Source organism: Burkholderia sp. AU15512 (assembly GCF_002223325.1).
GTDB lineage: Bacteria > Pseudomonadota > Gammaproteobacteria > Burkholderiales > Burkholderiaceae > Burkholderia.
Window position 1 is genome coordinate 188,274 of record NZ_NKEX01000004.1, and the last position, 18,381, is coordinate 206,654.

Annotated in this window: 14 protein-coding genes; 8 read left to right on the forward strand and 6 right to left on the reverse strand. The window is 68.7% G+C overall.

Going from position 1 to position 18,381, the window contains the following annotated elements; translation table 11 throughout:
- Positions 1–97: 97 nt before the first annotated feature.
- Positions 98–436, reverse strand: coding sequence for a P-II family nitrogen regulator (locus tag CFB43_RS13440; protein ID WP_006398637.1), 339 nt, complete (start codon positions 434–436; stop codon positions 98–100).
- A gap of 83 nt (positions 437–519) precedes the next feature.
- The gene (locus CFB43_RS13445; RefSeq protein ID WP_089495412.1) at positions 520–2,226 is read right to left on the reverse strand and encodes an NAD+ synthase; all 1,707 of its coding nucleotides are present in this window, start codon (positions 2,224–2,226) and stop codon (positions 520–522) included.
- A gap of 110 nt (positions 2,227–2,336) precedes the next feature.
- Here CFB43_RS13445 and CFB43_RS13450 point away from each other — a divergent pair, with 110 nt between their 5' ends.
- From CFB43_RS13450 to CFB43_RS13460, 3 genes are all read left to right on the forward strand, one after another.
- Positions 2,337–3,515 carry a GNAT family N-acetyltransferase gene (locus CFB43_RS13450; protein WP_089495413.1) on the forward strand — a complete coding sequence of 393 codons (1,179 nt, stop codon included), beginning with the start codon at positions 2,337–2,339 and terminating at the stop codon, positions 3,513–3,515.
- 228 nt (positions 3,516–3,743) lie between these two features.
- The gene (locus tag CFB43_RS13455; RefSeq protein WP_089495414.1) at positions 3,744–4,778 is read left to right on the forward strand and encodes a helix-turn-helix transcriptional regulator; all 1,035 of its coding nucleotides are present in this window, start codon (positions 3,744–3,746) and stop codon (positions 4,776–4,778) included.
- 49 nt (positions 4,779–4,827) lie between these two features.
- Positions 4,828–5,661 (forward strand): GIY-YIG nuclease family protein, encoded by an 834-nt coding sequence (locus CFB43_RS13460; protein ID WP_089495415.1) that lies wholly within the window; start codon positions 4,828–4,830, stop codon positions 5,659–5,661.
- A 54-nt stretch (positions 5,662–5,715) separates the two neighbouring features.
- Here CFB43_RS13460 and ppa read toward each other — a convergent pair whose 3' ends face one another.
- The gene (ppa, locus tag CFB43_RS13465; RefSeq protein WP_011352863.1) at positions 5,716–6,243 is read right to left on the reverse strand and encodes an inorganic diphosphatase; all 528 of its coding nucleotides are present in this window, start codon (positions 6,241–6,243) and stop codon (positions 5,716–5,718) included.
- A gap of 470 nt (positions 6,244–6,713) precedes the next feature.
- Between ppa and CFB43_RS13470 the strand changes: the two genes are divergently transcribed.
- The 4 genes from CFB43_RS13470 (at position 6,714) to CFB43_RS13485 (ending at position 10,787) form a co-directional block, all read left to right on the forward strand.
- Positions 6,714–8,153 (forward strand): aldehyde dehydrogenase family protein, encoded by a 1,440-nt coding sequence (locus tag CFB43_RS13470; protein ID WP_089426079.1) that lies wholly within the window; start codon positions 6,714–6,716, stop codon positions 8,151–8,153.
- 92 nt (positions 8,154–8,245) lie between these two features.
- Positions 8,246–9,004, forward strand: coding sequence for an SDR family oxidoreductase (locus CFB43_RS13475; RefSeq protein ID WP_089431563.1), 759 nt, complete (start codon positions 8,246–8,248; stop codon positions 9,002–9,004).
- 94 nt (positions 9,005–9,098) lie between these two features.
- Entirely contained in the window at positions 9,099–10,403 is a 1,305-nt protein-coding gene (locus CFB43_RS13480; protein WP_089495416.1) for an MFS transporter, read from the forward strand.
- Positions 10,404–10,421: 18 nt separating this feature from the next.
- Positions 10,422–10,787, forward strand: a complete 366-nt coding sequence (locus CFB43_RS13485; RefSeq protein WP_089495417.1) for a DUF4180 domain-containing protein — start codon at positions 10,422–10,424, stop codon at positions 10,785–10,787.
- Between the two features lie 115 nt (positions 10,788–10,902).
- On the opposite strand, the gene CFB43_RS13490 is transcribed toward CFB43_RS13485, so the two are convergent.
- From CFB43_RS13490 to hemC, 3 genes are read right to left on the reverse strand one after another with little or no spacing between them, the layout of a single operon-like run.
- Positions 10,903–12,090 (reverse strand): heme biosynthesis protein HemY, encoded by a 1,188-nt coding sequence (locus CFB43_RS13490; protein ID WP_089426083.1) that lies wholly within the window; start codon positions 12,088–12,090, stop codon positions 10,903–10,905.
- A gap of 2 nt (positions 12,091–12,092) precedes the next feature.
- Entirely contained in the window at positions 12,093–14,063 is a 1,971-nt protein-coding gene (gene hemDX, locus CFB43_RS13495; protein ID WP_089495418.1) for a fused uroporphyrinogen-III synthase HemD/membrane protein HemX, read from the reverse strand.
- A complete protein-coding gene (gene hemC, locus CFB43_RS13500; RefSeq protein ID WP_089495419.1) occupies positions 14,063–15,067 on the reverse strand; it encodes a hydroxymethylbilane synthase in 1,005 nt (334 codons plus the stop codon). The genes hemDX and hemC overlap by 1 nt, the downstream gene beginning before the upstream one ends.
- A 207-nt stretch (positions 15,068–15,274) precedes the next feature.
- On the opposite strand from hemC, the gene ppc reads away from it, so the two are divergent.
- The gene (gene ppc / locus CFB43_RS13505) at positions 15,275–18,301 is read left to right on the forward strand and encodes a phosphoenolpyruvate carboxylase (RefSeq protein WP_089495420.1); all 3,027 of its coding nucleotides are present in this window, start codon (positions 15,275–15,277) and stop codon (positions 18,299–18,301) included.
- The last annotated feature ends 80 nt before the right edge of the window (positions 18,302–18,381 follow it).

Genomic DNA, 18,381 nt, shown 5'->3' on the forward strand with positions numbered 1-18,381 from the left:
TATCCGCACCGTTTTTTCTTGGGCGACGGGTTCTTGCGACCCGTGGCCCGATCGGCCGAAGCGGCCGGGAAGCGATCAAATGGCGCGGACGCGGCGCTCAGACGGCCGCTTCGTTCTCTTCGCCGGTGCGGATGCGGATCACGCGCTCGACGTCCGACACGAAGATCTTGCCGTCGCCGATCTTGCCGGTGCGGGCCGCGCCGATCACCGCGTCGATCACCTGGTCGACCTGCGCTTCCGCGACGACCACCTCGATCTTCATCTTCGGCAGGAAGTCGACGACGTATTCGGCGCCGCGATACAGCTCGGTATGGCCCTTCTGGCGGCCGAAGCCCTTCACTTCCGTCACGGTCAGGCCCGTGAGACCCACTTCGGCGAGCGCTTCGCGGACTTCGTCCAGCTTGAACGGCTTGATGATGGCAGTGATGCGTTTCATGGTGGTTGTCCCCCAATGCTCGTTTGGATGCAAAATCGCGACCCCGATTGTAAGCCTGCGAGCCGCACGCGGCCCAGCACCGCTCAATCGAGACGTTCGGTAAACCGTGACGTGATCGGGTAGCGCCAGTCGCGCCCGAACGCGCGATGCGTGACGCGAATGCCGATCGGCGCCTGGCGGCGCTTGTATTCGTTGATCTTGATGAGCCGCGTCACGCGTTCGACGTCGGCCTGCGCGTAACCGGCCGCGACGATCTCGGCGAGCGGCCGGTCCTCTTCCATGTACATGCGCATGATCGCGTCGAGCACGTCGTACGGCGGCAGGCTGTCCTGGTCGGTCTGGTTCTCGCGCAGCTCGGCCGACGGCGCGCGCGTGAGGATCCGCTCCGGGATCACGTCGCGCAGCGGGTAGTCGGCCGTTTCGTTGCGATAGCGGCACAACCGGTACACGAGCGTCTTCGCGATGTCCTTGATCACCGCGAACCCGCCGGCCATGTCGCCGTACAGCGTGCAGTAGCCGACCGCCATCTCGCTCTTGTTGCCGGTCGTCAGCACGATCGAGCCGAACTTGTTCGACAGCGCCATCAGCAGCGTGCCGCGAATGCGCGCCTGGATGTTCTCCTCCGTCGCGTCTTCCGCGCGGCCCGCGAACTCGCCCGCGAGCGATGCGCGGAACGCATCGAACATCGGCGCGATCGCGATCTCGTCGTAGCGCACGCCGACGCGCCGCGCCATCTCCGCCGCATCGGTGGTCGAGATGTCGGCCGTGAAGCGCGACGGCATCATCACCGCGCGCACGCGCTCCGGCCCGAGCGCATCGCAGGCGACGGCCAGCACCAGCGCCGAATCGACGCCGCCCGACAGCCCGATCAGCACGCCCGGAAACCCGTTCTTGCCGATGTAGTCGCGCACGCCGGTCACGAGCGCGCGGTACACCTGCGCGTGCGTCGACAGCTCGGGCGCGATCGCGCCCGGCAGCGGCCGCGCGCCGTCGAATTCGACGATCGCGTGCCCCTCGACGAACTGCGGCATCTTCGCGACGAGCGCGCCCTGCGCGTCGAGCACGAACGAGCCGCCGTCGAACACGAGCTCGTCCTGGCCGCCGACGAGATTCACGTACACCATCGGCAGCCCGGTTTCGCGGATCCGCGCGCGCAGGATGTCGATGCGCACCGCTTCCTTGTTCATGTGGTACGGCGAGCCGTTCGGGATCAGCAGCACCTGCGCGCCGGCCGCCTTTGCGATCTGCGCGGCCGACGCGTGCCACGCATCCTCGCAGATGATCACGCCGTATTTCACGCCGTTCAGCTCGAACACGAGCGGCTCGGCGTCGGTCGCGAAGTAGCGCTTCTCGTCGAACACCTCGGCGTTCGGCAGATCCTGCTTGCGGTAGGTGCCGACGATCTCGCCGCCGACGATCAGGGAAACCGCGTTATAGGTATCGGTGGGCGGCACGCCGCGCTCGATCGGGCGGTTTGCATTACCATCGACGGCTGGCGCGTGCGCGCCTTCGCCCATGCCGCGCAGCGGATGGCCGACCAGCACCGCGAGCCCGTCGAATGCCTTCAGCGCGTCGGCGAGCGCGTCGAGTGCCGAGGCCGCCGCCGCGTAGAACGCGGGCCGCAGCAGCAGATCTTCCGGCGGATAGCCGGACAGCGCGAGTTCCGGCGCGACCATCAGCTGCGCACCATCGTTGTGCGCGGCGCGGGCGGCCGCGACGATTCGCGCGACGTTGCCGGCGAAGTCGCCGACGGTGACGTTGATCTGGGCGAGAGCGAGTCGGGTCTTCATGGCGGGATCGGCGCAGCCCGGCGGCGCGCCCTGAACGGCTGACGAAATCGTCCCGGTGCGGGCCGTGCAGGCCCGCGCATCCGGCGACACAGAACGGTACGGATTCACGCTTGAAACACGAACGCATCGATTATCGCACGGGCATCCTGTCGTCCCCCGCGGAGGTGCCGGCCGAAGAATGGAACGCGCTGCTCGCGCGCGACGCGCAGCCGACGCCCTTCCTGCGCCACGAATTCCTCGACGCGCTGCAGGTCGCGCGCTGCGCGGTCGACGATACCGGCTGGTCGCCGCACTTCGTCACGCTGACCGACGAGCGCACCGGCCGCCTCGCGGCCGCCGCGCCGGTGTACGCGAAGCAGCATTCGTACGGCGAATACGTGTTCGACTGGGCGTGGGCCGACGCGTACCAGCGCAACGACCTGCCCTACTACCCGAAGCTGCTGTGCGCGGTGCCGTTCACGCCCGTGCAGGGCACGCGCCTGCTCGCGGCCGACGACGACGCGCGCCGCCGGCTCGCGGCCACGCTGCTCGCGTTCGCCGAGCAGAGCGACGTGTCGTCGCTGCACGTGCTGTTTCCGACCGGCGACGAAGCGGCGCTTCTCGAATCGATGGGGATGATGCTGCGCGAAGGCGTGCAGTTCCACTGGATCAACGGCGGCTACCGCCACTTCGACGATTTCCTCGGCACGCTCGAGCAGAAGAAGCGCAAGAACATCCGTGCCGAACGGCGCAAGGTGCACGACGCGGGCGTGACGTTCCGGCGGCTCACCGGCGACCAGATCACCGACGCCGACTGGCGTTTCTTCTCGCGCTGCTACCGGCAGACCTATCGCGAACACTATTCCAGCCCGTACCTGAATCTCGACTTCTTCCGCACGATCGGCGCGACGATGCCGGAGAACCTGCTGCTCGTGATCGCGGAAGCCGGCGGGCAGCCGATCGCGAGTGCGCTCGCCGTCTACCGGCGCGGCGAAAACGGCGGCGGCACGCTGTACGGCCGCTATTGGGGCGCGCTCGAACACGTGCCCTGCCTGCATTTCGAAACGGCCTACTACCAGTTGCTCGAATTCTGCATCGAGGCCGGACTCGATACGTTCGAAGGCGGCGCACAGGGCGAACACAAGCTCGCGCGCGGCTTCCTGCCGACCGTCACGCACTCCGCGCACTGGCTCGCGCATCCGGCGTTCTCGGACGCGGTCGCACGCTTTCTCGAACGCGAGACCGAGCATATCCACGCGTACGTCGACGAACTGCGCGAACACGATCCGTTCCGGCGCGGCGGCACGTAACGTCATCAAGGGCCCCGGCATGCGACGAAGCCACGGGCGCCCACGCGACGCAATCGTCGAACCCCGGAACAGCGAAGTTTTCGTTGATCCGCCCGAATCGATCTGTTGTACTTGTCATCCCACTCCAGCGTCCCAGTTCAAAAAAATCGACCGGTCACCATGCTTGACCGGTAGGAGCCGTACCTGACCTCTCGCAGCGGGGGCAACCCGAAGGTCATGGAGAGAGACATGGAGTTACGACAGAAATCGGTATCCGTCCGGGTCTACCGACAGGCGCTCGACGACATGCGCCGCAACGGCTTCGACGTCGCGCCGCTGTATGCGACGCTCGGCATCGGCGCGGCCGATCTCGCCGACGACGCGCAGCGGATCCCCGGCGATCGGCACGTCGCCGCGATGCGGCTGATGAGCGACTGGCCGTTGTCCTGGCATCGGCCGCCGCCGCAGGTCGTGCCGTGGCTCGCGCCGTTCCCCGAGCTCGCGGGCATCACCTGCAACGCCGCGACGCTGCGCGACGCGCTGCACGGCTACCTGCGCTACCGCGAACTGATCGGCAACGTCGACTGGCTTTTCGCGCATGAGACGGGCGACGCGCTCGCGCTCGAGTACGTGAACGAGGGTGACGGCCGCCCCGCCAGCAGCGCGTTCGCGAATTTCGCGATCCTCGTCGCGCTCGCGCGTCTGTACGATCCGCACGTGCGGGTCGACGAAGCCGCGTTCGCGGGGCGCGCGTTCGCGCCGACGGCCGCGTTGCGCGATCTCCTCGGCGCGGCGGTGTCGTTCGATGCCGCATGCAACCGCGTCGTGCTGCGCTCCGCGCGCTTCGACACGCCGTTCGAGTGCTACAACGCGCCGCTCGCGGACATCCAGCGTCATGCGGCCGACGCCGCGCGCGAGCGCGTGCGCGCCCGCTCGACGTTCGGCGCGTCGGTCGAGCAATGCGTGCGCGACTGGCTGCGCACGTCCGACGACGCCGACGTGCCGTCCGACACGCTGATGGAGCACGTCTGCGCGCGCTTCGCGATGTCGCGCTGGACACTGCGCCGGCGGCTGCATCGCGAAGCGGTCGGGTTTCACGCGCTCGTCGCGCAGGCACGGCTCGGGGAAGCGCGCGACCTGCTGCTGAATACGCAACTGCCGATCGGCGAGATCGGCGCGCGAGTCGGCTTCCGCTCGACGAGCGCGTTCACGCGCTTCTTCACGCGCGAACTCGGCGCGGCGCCGAGCCGCTTTCGCGACGGGCACGGCGAGCGGTGGCGTTGACGAGCGCTTTTTCTGAGACACTGGCGGCTTCGTATCCTGCCGCCCTGCCATGTCCTGGTTTCTGTATCTGATCGAATGCGCCGACGACAGCGTCTATACGGGCATCACGACCGACGTTGCCGCGCGCTTCGACGAGCACGCATCCGGCAAGGGCGCGCGCTATACGCGCTCGCGCAAGCCGCGTGCGGTGCTCGCGTCGTTTCCACTGCCCGACCGGTCGAGCGCGTCGCGCGCCGAGTACTGGGTGAAGCAGCTCACGGCGGTGCAGAAGCGGGAACTGGCGGCCGGGTTGCGGACGCTGGAGTCGGTGCTGCCGGCCGTCGTGGCCGTCGATACGAGCGGTGACGCGGCCGGGTTGAAGGCCGGTGCGCGCGGGCGGAAGAAGGCGAAGAACGTCGACCGTGCGGAACAGACGGTCGAGACGGGCAAAAGCCCGAAGAAGCCCGGAAAAGCCGGGAAAGCCGGGAAAGCCGAAAAGGTCGACAAGCCTGCAGCAGCCAAAGCCCCCAAGCCTCCCACGGCGACAAAAGCCGCCCCGGTCGCAAAGCGCAAGAAGCCCGAAAGCGATGGGGTCGCAAAAAAGACTTCGTCGCGCGACACACCGGTAAAAAAGGACAAGCCGGCCGCACGCGCTTCGTCGAAAGCAAAGGCGCCTGCAGCCAGCGGCAAACTCGTCACGAACGGACGCGAAGATGCCGCGCCCGCCTCGGGTCGCCGCCGCCTGGCGGCTACCGAAGCCGCCGATGCGCCAGCGGCTCCCGTTGTCCCTCGCCGCGCGAAGCGCACGAAGGAAGCGCCGTCCACCGCCCCGTCGCCGGCGGCCGTACCCGCCGCCGTACGCAAGCGGCCCCAACGCACAAAACAAAACCGCGCGGCCTCCTGAGGAGACACGCGCGGTTGGCGTTTCGCACGAACCGGCCGTCGGCCGGTACGCCGCTTACTTCTTGTAGTTCGCTGCGCCGTCGGTGATTTCCTTGTGCGCGGCTTCGATGCCGGCCCAGCCTTCGACCTTCACCCACTTGCCCTTCTCGAGCGCCTTGTATTGCTCGAAGAAGTGCTTGATCTGGTCCTTCAGGTACTCGGGCACGTCGTCGATCGACTTCAGGTTGGCCGTCATCGGGCAGACCTTGTCGTGCGGCACGGCGACCAGCTTCGCGTCGACGCCCGACTCGTCGGTCATCTGCAGCATGCCGAGCACGCGCGAGCGCACGATCGAGCCTGCCAGCAGCGGGAACGGCGTGATCACGAGCACGTCGACCGGATCGCCGTCGCCCGACAGCGTCTGCGGGATGTAGCCGTAGTTCACCGGATAGCGCATGCCCGTGCCGATGAAGCGGTCGACGACGAGAAGGCCCAGTTCCTTGTCCGCCTCGTACTTCACCGGATCGCTTTGCGCGGGAATCTCGATGATCACGTTGAAATCTTGCGGCAGGTCCTTGCCGGCCGGAACATGATTGAAGCTCATGAGCACTCTCTGTAGGTCGATGGGAATTCGGGACAGGGCGCCGCGGCCGATGCATCGCCGCAGGCGCCCCGCAAGGGAATGCGCCATTATAGCCAATCGACCGGTGGCGTCCGGATGACGATCGGCCGATAATCGTTCCGGATGCACGGCCGTTGAATCATTGGCCGTGGTACGTGGAATCGGTGTCGGTGGTGGAAGCGCTGTCGCCGGCCGACCGCGAGGCATGGGGCTCGGGTGGGCGCTGAAGTGCTAACTCGGGGCGACCCCGAAGCATGGGGCTCGGGTAAGCGCTGAAGCGCCAACTCGGGTCGACCGCGAAGCATGGGGCTCGGGTGAGCGCTGAAGCGCCAACTCGGGTCGACCGCGAAGCATGGGACCCGAGTAAGCGCTGAAGCGCCAACCCGGGTCGACCGCGAAGCATGGGACCCGAGTAAGCGCTGAAGCGCCAACTCGGGTCGACAGGAGCTGGCATGGAAGAGGCGAAGCACTTCATCGCGGGCGAATGGACGTTGCCCGCGCAACTGGAAACCATCGCGGTCGTCGATCCCTCCGACGGCCAGCCGTTCGCGTCGATCGCCCGCGGCACGGCGCCCGACATCGAGCGCGCGGTCGCCGCGGCCCGCGACGCATTCGCGGGCCCGTGGGGCGCCGCCAGCGCCGCCGAGCGCGGCCGCGTGCTGATGCGCCTGTCAGCGCGTGTCGCCGCCTCGATCGAGGAACTCGCCGCGATCGAAGCGCGCGACACCGGCAAGCCGCTGAAACAGGCACGCGCCGACGCAGCCGCGCTCGCGCGCTACTTCGAGTTCTACGCAGGCGCCGCCGACAAGCTGCACGGCGAAACCCTCCCCTATCAAGCCGGCTACACGGTGCTGACGGTGCGCGAGCCGCACGGCGTCACGGGCCACATCGTGCCGTGGAACTACCCGATGCAGATTTTCGGGCGCAGCGTCGGCGCCGCGCTCGCGGCCGGCAACGCCTGTGTCGTCAAGCCGGCCGAGGATGCGTGCCTGTCGTTGCTGCGCGTCGCCGAGCTGGCCATCGAGGCCGGGTTGCCGGCCGGTGCGCTCAACATCGTCACCGGCTACGGCCATGAAGCCGGCGCCGCGCTCGCACGCCATCCCGGCATCGACCACATCTCGTTCACGGGATCGCCGGCCACCGGCAAGCTGGTCACGCAGATGGCGGCCGAGAACCACGTACCCGTCACGCTCGAACTCGGCGGCAAGTCGCCGCAGATCGTGTTCGCCGACGCCGATCTCGAAGCGGCGCTGCCCGTGCTCGTGTCCGCGATCGTGCAGAACGGCGGGCAGACCTGCTCGGCCGGCAGCCGCGTGCTGATCGAGCGCGCAGTGTACGAGCCGCTCGTCGAGCGGCTCGCCACCGCGTTCAACGGGCTGCGCGTCGGCCCGAGCCGCGCCGACCTCGACTGCGGCCCGCTGATCAACGCGAAACAGCAGCAGCGCGTGTGGGATTTCCTGTCCGACGCGCAGCACGACGGCATTCCGATGGCCGCGCACGGGCAGGTCGTCGCCGACGCGCCCGAAAGCGGCTTCTACCAGGCGCCCGCGCTGCTGCGCGACGTGCCGCCGTCGCACCGGCTCGCACAGGAGGAGGTGTTCGGCCCCGTGCTCGCCGCGATGCGCTTCGTCGACGAGGACGAAGCCGTCGCACTGGCGAACGGCACGCCGTACGGCCTCGTCGCGGGCATCTGGACGCGCGACGGCGCGCGCCAGATGCGTCTTGCGCGGCGCCTGCGCGCGGGACAGGTGTTCATCAACAACTACGGCGCGGGCGGCGGCGTCGAGCTGCCGTTCGGCGGCGTCGGCCACTCGGGGCATGGCCGCGAGAAAGGCTTCGAGGCACTGTACGGCTTCACCACGCTGAAGACGATCGCGATCCGGCACGGCTGACCGCGCCGCATGCAGCACCTGGCACGCGGCCGGCAGCACCCGGCCGCGTGCCGAAGCACGACGACACTCATATCCAGCACAGGAGACACACCATGCGGTTGAGCGGCAAGACGGCAATCGTCACGGGCGGCGGCTCGGGATTCGGCGAAGGCATCGCGAAGACCTATGCGCGCGAAGGCGCGAACGTCGTCGTCAACGACCTGAATGGCGCGGCAGCCGAGCGCGTCGCGAGCGAGATCGCGCTCGCGGGCGGCAAAGCCATCGCGGTGGCCGGCGACGTGTCGAGGCAGGACGACTGGCACGCGCTGCTGCAAGCCTCGCTCGACGATTTCCATGCGGTGCAGATCGTCGTGAACAACGCCGGCACCACGCACCGCAACAAGCCGGTGCTCGACGTGACGGAAGCCGAATTCGACCGCGTGTACGCGGTCAACATGAAGAGCCTGTTCTGGTGCGTGCAGACCTTCGTGCCGTACTTTCGCGAACAGGGCGGCGGCGTGTTCGTGAACGTCGCGTCGACGGCCGGCGTGCGGCCGCGGCCCGGCCTCGTCTGGTACAACAGCACGAAGGGCGCGATGATCACCGCAAGCAAGTCGCTCGCGGCCGAACTCGGCGCCGACCGCATCCGCGTGAACTGCATCAACCCCGTGCTCGGCGAAACGGCGTTGATGACCGAATTCATGGGCTGCGAGGATACCCCCGAGAACCGCAGCCGGTTCCTCGCGACGATCCCGCTCGGCCGCTTCTCGACGCCGCAGGACATCGCGAACGCCGCGCTTTACCTTGCCTCCGACGAAGCTGAATTCATCACGGGCGTTTGTCTCGAAGTCGACGGCGGACGCTGCATCTAGCCGTACCGGGCTGTTCGCGCACCGCGCCGGGTTTCGCCGGCCGGCACGGCATCCACGCATTGCCTCGCACGAAACCATAAGGACAGGAGACAACATGGCAACATCGACGCAGTCGCTGCCGGGCTCGTCCGGCGCATTCGAGGAAGCAACCTACCGCAAGGTGTCGTGGCGGCTCGTGCCGCTCCTGCTGCTGTGCTACGTGGTCGCGTATCTCGACCGCGTGAACGTCGGGTTCGCGAAGCTGCAGATGGCGAGCGACCTGAACCTCAGCGACACCGTCTACGGGCTCGGCGCCGGGATCTTCTTCTTCGGCTACTTCCTCTTCGAAGTGCCGAGCAACATCATCCTGCACAGGGTCGGCGCGCGCGTGTGGATCGCGCGGATCATGGCGACGTGGGGCGTCATCTCGATCCTGACGATGTTCGTCACGACGCCCACGATGTTCTATGTGATGCGCTTCCTGCTCGGCGTCGCCGAGGCCGGCTTCTTCCCCGGCGTGATCCTCTACCTCACCTACTGGTATCCCGCACACCGGCGCGGCCGGATGACGACGTTCTTCATGACCGCCGTCGCGCTGTCCGGCGTGATCGGCGGGCCGCTCTCGGGCTTCATCCTGAAGGCGTTCGACGGCATCAGCGGGTGGCACGGCTGGCAATGGCTGTTCCTGCTCGAGGGTATCCCGTCGGTGCTGGTCGGCGTGATCGTGTTCCTCAAGCTGGACGAGCGGATCGAGAAGGCGAACTGGCTGACCGACGACGAAAAGGTGCTGCTCACGCGCAACGTCGCTGCTGAAGAGGCCACCAAGGAAGACCCGCCGCTCGGGGCCGTGATGGCGAGCCCGCGCGTGTGGCTGATGGCGTCGATCTACTTCTCGTTCGTGATGGGGCTCTACGGCGTCGGCTTCTGGCTGCCGACCATCATCAAGGCGACGGGCGTGACCGACACGTTCATGATCGGCCTGCTGTCGGCGATTCCGTATGCGGCTGCCGTGGTCGCGATGATCCTGATCGCACGCAGCGCGGACCGGCACCGCGAGCGCCGCTGGCACGTCGCGATTCCGGCCGCGATCGGCGCGCTCGGGCTCGTGCTGTCGGTGATCTGGGCGCACCAGACCGCGCTCGCGATGCTCGGCCTCACGCTCGCGACGATCGGCATCCTGACGACGCTGCCGCTGTTCTGGAGCCTGCCGACCGCGTTCCTCGGCGGCACGGCGGCCGCGGCCGGCATCGCGATGATCAACTCGATCGGCAACCTCGCCGGCTTCCTCAGCCCGTACATGATGGGCTGGCTCAAGCAGGCAACGGGCGCCAACGATTCGGGCATGTACATGCTCGCCGGGTTCCTCGTGCTCGGCGGGCTGCTGGCGCTGTCGGTGCCGAAGCGGCTGGTCGACAAGTAACGCAGGGAGCCCACCCGCATGCACCACCGAATCGTCCAGGCGGCCGGCCACCGTGTGCTGGTCCGCGATCCCGCCGCTGGCCCGGTTCAGCGCGAAAGCGATGCGCTCGACCTCGTCGCCCTCGCGCACGAGCACGAAGCCGACTGGATCGCGGTGCCCGCCAACGCGCTGCACGACGACTTCTACCGGCTCGACAGCGGGCTGGCAGGCGCCGTGCTGCAGAAACTCGTCAACTACGGCGTCCGGCTCGGCGTGGTCGGCGATATCGACCACTGGCTCGCGCGCAGCGAAGCGCTTCGCGCGCTCGTACGCGAGTCCAATCGCGGGCAATCGGTGTGGTTCGTCGCCCGCGAGGACGACCTGCTGCGCAAGCTCGGCGCGTGACGTGTCGTCCGGGCCCACCCCGGACGAAAAAAAGCCCCGAATGCCGGAAAGGCCTTCGGGGCTTTTTGCGCGGGGTGTACGAGCCGCCTGCAGCAGGCGGCCCGAGTGGCCGGCATCAGACCACGGTAATCGCCAGCGCGCTTTCGCGGTAATGCTTCGCAGCCTTGTCGGTTTCGCCGAGATGCTCGAACAGCCGCGCGAGCGCGCGATGCGCACGCACCTTCAGCGCCTCGTTGTCGGCCAGCTTCAGTGCCGATTCCAGGAACGACTGCGCCTTGCCCCACAGCTGCTGCTGCTGGCACAGGCGACCGAGCGCGAACAGCAGGTCGGCATCCTCCGGGTGATCCTTCTTCCACCCTTCCGCCTTCTGGATCAGCGGCAGCGCATCGGCGCCGGCCGTATCCGGGTAACGGCGCAGCAGGCGCGCATCCCAGTTGTGCGCGAGCGCGTCCTCGACGATGCGGCGCGCTTCGTTGCGGCGCTCGAGCGGGACGAGCAGATCGGCGGCGAGATCGGCAAGACGCGGCGACTGGCGCTCGGCCGGCGACAGCGACTGCCACACCTCGAGCAGCGCGTCCGGGTCGTGCCGGCGTTCGCGCAGCAGGTTTTCCGCGGCCTGCTGGCGCAGCCGCACGGCCGCCGCCGGATGCAGCGCCTCGCGCTTCTCGAGCGCTTTCGCGAGCTTCAGCACCTCGGCCCAGTTCTTCAACTGCTGCTGCGCGCGCAGCGCGACCTGTTGCGCATGGATGCGCTTGCCGCCCGCCTGCAGGTCGGCCAGCGCGGCAAGCGCGCCGTCGGCATCACGTGCATCCGCGCGCATGTCGGCCGCGGCGAGCAGCCGTGCGTCCTGCCATTCCGGCGCGTCGACCTTCGACAGCCAGTCGTCGCGGCGCGTGTACTCGTGCATCCGGTGCGCGGCCGTGGCCCCGACGAGACTCGCGGCGCCCAGGTTCGCATCGACCGACAGCGCTTCACGCGCGGCCTTCTCCGCGCGCGAGAAGCGGCCCGCATACAGGTTCGCGATCGCGTCGCGCAGCGATGCCTGTGCCTTCTCGTTGCGCGAGCGCGCCCGATACGCGGCGACCCGCTGCGGCATGCGCCAGATGTTGCGCACGATGCGCAGCAGCGCATACACGACGATGAACAGCACGACGATGGCGATCACGAACAGGTTCAGCGACACGTCGATCCGGTACGGCGGATAGACGAGCAGTACCTGCCCCGCGTCAAAACGGCCGACGGTGGCGAGCGCCGCGGCGATCGCGAACAGGACCGCGAGCCAGACGATTCCTCGAAGCGTCATCGTTACCCCCGGCTCTTGAACTGCTGAACGGCGTTCAGGCTCGTGTTCAGGTTCGGCACCGCAACCGTCAGCGATGCGCCGTCAACCTGCTTGAGCAGATCCTCGACGGTCTGCGTGTCCTTCGATGCCTGGTCGAAATACTTCCCGAGCGACGCCTGTGCGGCGTGCAGGTCGGCCTTCATCGCGCCGTCGTTGCGCGCGAGCAGCGACAGGCGGGCGGTCAGCAGGCGCAGCTTCACATTCTCGCGCACGAAGTAGCCCTGGTCGGGCGACGCGAGCATCGCGTCCGCGTTGTCGATGCGGCGCACCTGCACGAGCCCCTTCAACTGCTGGCCGAGGCCGGCCGAGAAGTCGTGCCACCACACCTTCCAGCGCGGCTCGCCGGCCACGGCCGACGACGCGGTGTCGGCCGGCGCGGCCTTCGGCGCCTCGTGGGGGACGATCGCCTCGCCGGACAGCGGCAGCGCGTCGATCTTCGCGATCGCATCGTCGAGCTTGATCGCCAGACCCGTGAGGTCGGCCGCCGGCGCGGCCTTCAGCTTCTCGATGTCCAGCGCGAGCGCCTTGCGGACCGTGACGGCCTGCGCGCTCTGCGACGTGGCGAGGCGCGCGTCGGCGTTCTGCAGCGCGATCAGCGCGAGCTGCGTGTTGCCGGTCAGCTGAAGCTGCTGGCTCGCGCTCGACAGCATCTGGTCGACCTCCTCGAGCATCCACGCGTCGCGGTTGCGCGACAGGTCCTGGTATTGCTGCTGCAGCGCCTGCTGCGCGCTCTGCGCGTCGGCGAGCTTGCCGTCGAGCTGCGCAAGCTGCGTGTCGACCTGGTGCGTGCTCGCGAGCGCCTGCTCGGTCTTCATGCGCGTCTCGGCCGTCTGCGCGTCGAGCGCCTTCTGGCGCGTGACGAACGTGCCGTCGAGCCGGTCGATCTTGCGGTTCAGCGCGTAGCCGCCGACGCCCGCCGCGCAGCCGAGCACGACGACGACGAACCACAGCACCGCGCTGCCGCCACGGCGCGCGGGCGGTTCGGCGCCCATGTAGGCGGGGCGGGACGGCGGTGCGGATGCAGCGGCCGGCTGGGAAGCGACGCTTTTGGAATCGTTGGTATCTGTCATGCGTTTAGTCACCGGTGCGGCTGTCGCCGGTTGGACGGCCTCCTCGGCCATCGTTCGAAACGCGCGGACGATGCGCTCATCGCCCGCGCCGGTCAGCGTAATCCTATCAAAACCCAATGAACGCGCGGTCTGCTCGATCCGCGGATGCGGCGTCACGAGCGGCGCGTGCTTCAGCGCGTCGATCTCGGCATCGTTCAGGTGCGCCCGCGCGAGTTCGTGCAGGTTGCGCACGCCTTCCGAGCTCGTGACGAGCCATGCATGCGGTTCGCCGTGGAGCAGCGCATGCACGCGCTCCCACGCGCCGACGCGCGGCTCGGGCACGACGCGCCGGTAGGCGGCGACGAGCGTGACGTCCGCGCCGGCCTCGCGCAATCGTTCGGCGAGCCATTCGCGACCGCCGTCGCCGCGCACGATCAGCACGCGCTTGCCCGCCAGCGCCTGCGCGCCGCCGAACGCGGCCTCGATGCACGCGAACAGGCTTTCCGAATCGTAATGGGGTACGCCGCCGTCGGCCGGCGCCTGCGGCGCGATCACGCGATGCGCGGGCGCCGCGATGCCGTGACGCTCGAGCGCCGCGACGCTGCCGGGCCCGACCACGCCGACCGGCAGCGCGTTCGGCCAGATCGCGCCGTACTGCGCGAGCGCGCGGTCGATCGCGTTCGGCGAGACGAAAATCACCAGCGCGTAGTCGGCGAGCGCCGCGAATGCCGCGTCGAGCGGCGCGGGATCGTCGACCGGCGCGATGTCGATCAACGGGAATTCGAGCACGTCGCAGCCGGCCTCGGCCAGTTGCGACGCCAGCGCGCCGGACTGGCCGTCCGGGCGCGTCAGGACAGCGGTGAACGCGCGCGCGCCGCCCGCCATCAGGCGTCGCCCTTGCCGGCGGCCGGCGAGCCCGCGAGCAGCGCCCGGACGATGTCGAGCGCGCCTTGCGCCTCGAGCTCGTCGGACACGGCGCGGCCGAGCGCGAGCGCATCGGCGACGGTCATGACTGCCCCGCACTCCTCGGCCGTCAGCACGCGCTTGCCGTCGGTCGTCGACACACGGCCCGTCAGGTACAGTTCGCCCGCGCGCCACACCGCGTGCGCGGCGAGCGGCACCTCGCAGCTGCCGCCGAGCGCGCGCGACACCATCCGCTCGGCCTCGACCGCGAGCGCGGTCTGCGGGTCGTGCAGCGGTGCGAGCCATGCGGCGACGTCGTCGCGGTGCGATGCGATCTCGATGCCGAGCGCGCCCTGGCCCGCGGCGGGCGGGCTCGCCTCGACGTCGAGCAGCGCGCGGATCCGCGCTTCGAGGCCGAGGCGCTTCAGGCCGGCGGCCGCGAGGATGATCGCCGCGTAGTCGCCGCGATCGAGCTTCGCGAGGCGCGTGTCGAGGTTGCCGCGCAGCGGCAGCACGTCCAGGTGCGGGTAGCGCGAGCGCAGCATCGCCTCGCGGCGCAGGCTCGACGTACCGACCACGGCGCCGGCCGGCAGCGCGTCGAGCGACGCGTAGTCGTTCGACACGAATGCATCGCGCGGGTCCTCGCGTTCCATGATCGCGGCGAGCGAGAAGCCGTCGGGCAGCGCCATCGGCACGTCCTTCAGCGAATGCACGGCGAGATCGGCGCGGCCGTCGGCCAGCGCGGCCTCCAGTTCCTTCACGAACAGACCCTTGCCGCCGACTTTCGACAGCGTGCGATCGAGAATCTGGTCGCCGCGCGTCGTCATCCCGAGGATTTTCACGTCACAAGCTGGATATAATTTGCGCAGCGCATCACGCACATGTTCGGCTTGCCACATCGCCAGGCGGCTTTCGCGCGAAGCAATCGTCAACGTCGCGGGCGACTGTGCCTGTTGCGGCCCGGCCGCGGGGGTCTCGGAATTCATTGCTGGAACATCGAAGGACGGGATTGAAGATCGAACAATGGTAGCACGCACGCCCTTGCCCGCCCGGGCCTGGAGCCTGCGCCCGGCCTGCCGCCGAGCGGGTCGCGGCGCCGATGCGCGGATGTGCCGCACGTAGCTGGTTGCTTGACCGCAGTTTCGCAGTTTCCGCAGTTCCTTTTGACTCGAGCTTTCCCAAGGAAACCCATCGTGAAGTCTTCCGGATCGGCGCGTACGGCGCGCCGCAATGCTGCCCTGTCCTCCTCCGACGCCTCGACGGACACCGTCGCCACCGCCGCGAACGGCCGTGCGAAAACGGCAACGAAACCGAAAGACCCGATACGTCAGACAAAACGCGCGACGAAAGCCGCCGGCCCGGCTGCCCGCACCGCGGCCCGCACGGCCGCCGCGCCGAAGTCCGGCACGCGCACGCGCGACGACAAGGACGGCCCGCTGTTCGAAGACATCCGCTTCCTCGGCCGCCTGCTCGGCGACGTCGTGCGCGAGCAGGAAGGCGACACCGTGTTCGACGTCGTCGAGACGATCCGCCAGACCGCGGTCAAGTTCCGCCGCGAGGACGACAGCGAAGCCGCGCAGACGCTCGAGAAGAAGCTGCGCAAGCTGACGCCGGAGCAGACGGTGAGCGTCGTGCGCGCGTTCAGCTATTTCTCGCACCTCGCGAACATCGCGGAAGACCGCCACCACAACCGCCGCCGCCGCATCCATGCGCTCGCCGGCTCCGCGTCGCAGCCCGGCACCGTCGCGTACGCGCTCGAACAACTGAAGACGACCGGCAACGCGTCGAAGCGCCTGCTCCAGCGCTTCTTCGACGATGCGCTGATCGTGCCGGTGCTGACCGCGCACCCGACCGAGGTGCAGCGCAAGAGCATCCTCGACGCCCAGCACGACATCGCGCGCCTGCTCGCCGAACGCGACCAGGAACTGACGAGCCGCGAGCGCCAGCACAACGAAGCGATGCTGCGCGCGCGCGTCACCGCGCTGTGGCAGACCCGCATGCTGCGCGACTCGCGCCTGACGGTCGGCGACGAGATCGAGAACGCGCTGTCGTACTACCGCGCGACGTTCCTCGACGAACTGCCCGCGCTGTACGGCGACATCGAGGCCGCGCTCGCCGAGCACGGCCTGTCCGCGCGCGTACCCGCGTTCTTCCAGATGGGCAGCTGGATCGGCGGCGACCGCGACGGCAACCCGAACGTGACCGCGCCGACGCTCGACGAAGCGATCAACCGCCAGGCCGCGGTGATCCTCGAGCACTATCTGGAACAGGTGCACAAGCTCGGCGCCGAGCTGTCGGTGTCGAACCTGCTCGTCGGCGCGAACGACGCCGTGAAGGCGCTCGCGGCAGCTTCGCCCGACCAGTCGCCGCACCGCGTCGACGAACCGTATCGCCGCGCGTTGATCGGCATCTACACGCGCCTTGCCGCCAGCGCGCGCGTGCGTCTCGGCGAAGGCACGGTGCCGGTGCGCAGCGCGGGCCGCGGCGCGCCGCCCGTGCGCGCGGTCCCGTACGCGGATTCCGAAGCGTTCGTCGCCGACCTGAAGGTGCTGACCGCATCGCTCGACGAACACCACGGCACGTCGCTCGCCGCGCCGCGCCTCGCGCCGCTCGTGCGCGCGGCCGAAGTGTTCGGCTTCCATCTCGCGAGCATCGACCTGCGCCAGAGCTCCGACATCCACGAAGCCGTGGTCGCCGAACTGTTCGCCCGCGCGGGCGTCGAGGCCGACTACGCGGCGCTCGCCGAGGAAGACAAGCTGCGCGTGCTGCTCGCGGCGCTCGCCGATCCGCGTCCGCTGCGCTCGCCGTATTTCGAATACTCGGCGCTCGCGCAAAGCGAGCTCGGCGTGTTCGAGAAGGCGCGCGAAGTCCGCGCGCAATTCGGCGCACGCGCGGTACGCAACTACATCATTTCGCATACGGAAACCGTCAGCGACCTCGTCGAAGTGCTGCTGCTGCAAAAAGAGACGGGCCTGCTCGAAGGCGCGCTCGGCGTCTCGGGCGGCGATGCGAAGAACAGCCTGATGGTGATCCCGCTGTTCGAGACGATTCCCGACCTGCGCGACGCCGCGCGGATCATGCGCGAGTACTTCGCACTGCCGGGCATCGACGCGCTGATCGCCCACCAGGGCGCCGAGCAGGAAGTGATGCTCGGCTATTCGGACAGCAACAAGGACGGCGGCTTCCTCACGTCGAACTGGGAGCTGTATCGCGCGGAGCTCGCGCTCGTCGACCTGTTCCGCGACCGCAAGATCACGCTGCGGCTGTTCCACGGCCGCGGCGGCACGGTCGGCCGCGGCGGCGGCCCGACCTACCAGGCGATCCTGTCGCAGCCGCCGGGCACCGTGAACGGCCAGATTCGCCTCACCGAACAGGGCGAGGTGATCGCGAGCAAGTTCGCGAACCCGGAGATCGGCCGCCGCAACCTCGAGACGGTCGTCGCCGCGACGCTCGAAGCGACGCTCCTGCCGCAGAACAACGCGCCCGCGCAGTTGCCGGCGTTCGAGGCCGCGATGCAGACGCTGTCCGATTCGGCGATGGCCGCGTACCGCGCGCTCGTCTATGAAACCCCGGGCTTCACCGACTACTTCTTCTCGTCGACGCCGATCACCGAGATCGCCGAGCTGAACATCGGCAGCCGCCCGGCGTCGCGCAAGCTGCAGGATCCGAAGCAGCGCAAGATCGAGGACCTGCGCGCGATTCCGTGGGGCTTCTCGTGGGGCCAGTGCCGGCTGCTGCTGACGGGCTGGTACGGCTTCGGCAGCGCGGTGAGCGCGTATCTCGACGGCGCGCAGGACGACGCCGAGCGCACGAAGCGCGTCGCGCTGCTGAAGAAGATGAACAAGACCTGGCCGTTCTTCTCGAACCTGCTGTCGAACATGGACATGGTGCTCGCGAAGACCGACCTCGCGGTCGCGTCGCGCTACGCGCAGCTCGTTTCCGACCGCAAGCTGCGCAAGCACGTGTTCGAGCGGATCGTCGCGGAATGGGAGCGCACGTCGCAGGCGCTGGCGGAGATCACCGGGCACGAAGGCCGCCTCGCGACCAACCCGCTGCTCGCGCGCTCGATCAAGAACCGCTTCCCGTATCTCGATCCGCTGAACCACCTGCAGGTCGAGCTGATCAAGCGCCACCGCGCGGGCGACACGAACGCGCGGCTGCGCCGCGGGATTCACCTGACGATCAACGGGATCGCGGCCGGCCTGCGCAACACGGGCTGATCCGCCTGCGGCGCGGCATAATTCCGCACCGACTGACGTCTTGAAAGCCGCGATACGCGATGATGCGTATCGCGGCTTTT

What these genes read in the sequence shown, in the direction of transcription:
- CFB43_RS13440 (WP_006398637.1), bottom strand. Translation starts at nt 436, where the DNA reads ATGAAACGCATCACTGCCATCATCAAGCCGTTCAAGCTGGACGAAGTC.
- CFB43_RS13445 (WP_089495412.1), bottom strand. Translation starts at nt 2,226, where the DNA reads ATGAAGACCCGACTCGCTCTCGCCCAGATCAACGTCACCGTCGGCGAC.
- CFB43_RS13455 (WP_089495414.1), top strand. Translation starts at nt 3,744, where the DNA reads ATGGAGTTACGACAGAAATCGGTATCCGTCCGGGTCTACCGACAGGCG.
- CFB43_RS13460 (WP_089495415.1), top strand. Translation starts at nt 4,828, where the DNA reads ATGTCCTGGTTTCTGTATCTGATCGAATGCGCCGACGACAGCGTCTAT.
- ppa (WP_011352863.1), bottom strand. Translation starts at nt 6,243, where the DNA reads ATGAGCTTCAATCATGTTCCGGCCGGCAAGGACCTGCCGCAAGATTTC.
- CFB43_RS13470 (WP_089426079.1), top strand. Translation starts at nt 6,714, where the DNA reads ATGGAAGAGGCGAAGCACTTCATCGCGGGCGAATGGACGTTGCCCGCG.
- CFB43_RS13475 (WP_089431563.1), top strand. Translation starts at nt 8,246, where the DNA reads ATGCGGTTGAGCGGCAAGACGGCAATCGTCACGGGCGGCGGCTCGGGA.
- CFB43_RS13480 (WP_089495416.1), top strand. Translation starts at nt 9,099, where the DNA reads ATGGCAACATCGACGCAGTCGCTGCCGGGCTCGTCCGGCGCATTCGAG.
- CFB43_RS13485 (WP_089495417.1), top strand. Translation starts at nt 10,422, where the DNA reads ATGCACCACCGAATCGTCCAGGCGGCCGGCCACCGTGTGCTGGTCCGC.
- CFB43_RS13490 (WP_089426083.1), bottom strand. Translation starts at nt 12,090, where the DNA reads ATGACGCTTCGAGGAATCGTCTGGCTCGCGGTCCTGTTCGCGATCGCC.
- hemDX (WP_089495418.1), bottom strand. Translation starts at nt 14,063, where the DNA reads ATGGCGGGCGGCGCGCGCGCGTTCACCGCTGTCCTGACGCGCCCGGAC.
- hemC (WP_089495419.1), bottom strand. Translation starts at nt 15,067, where the DNA reads ATGAATTCCGAGACCCCCGCGGCCGGGCCGCAACAGGCACAGTCGCCC.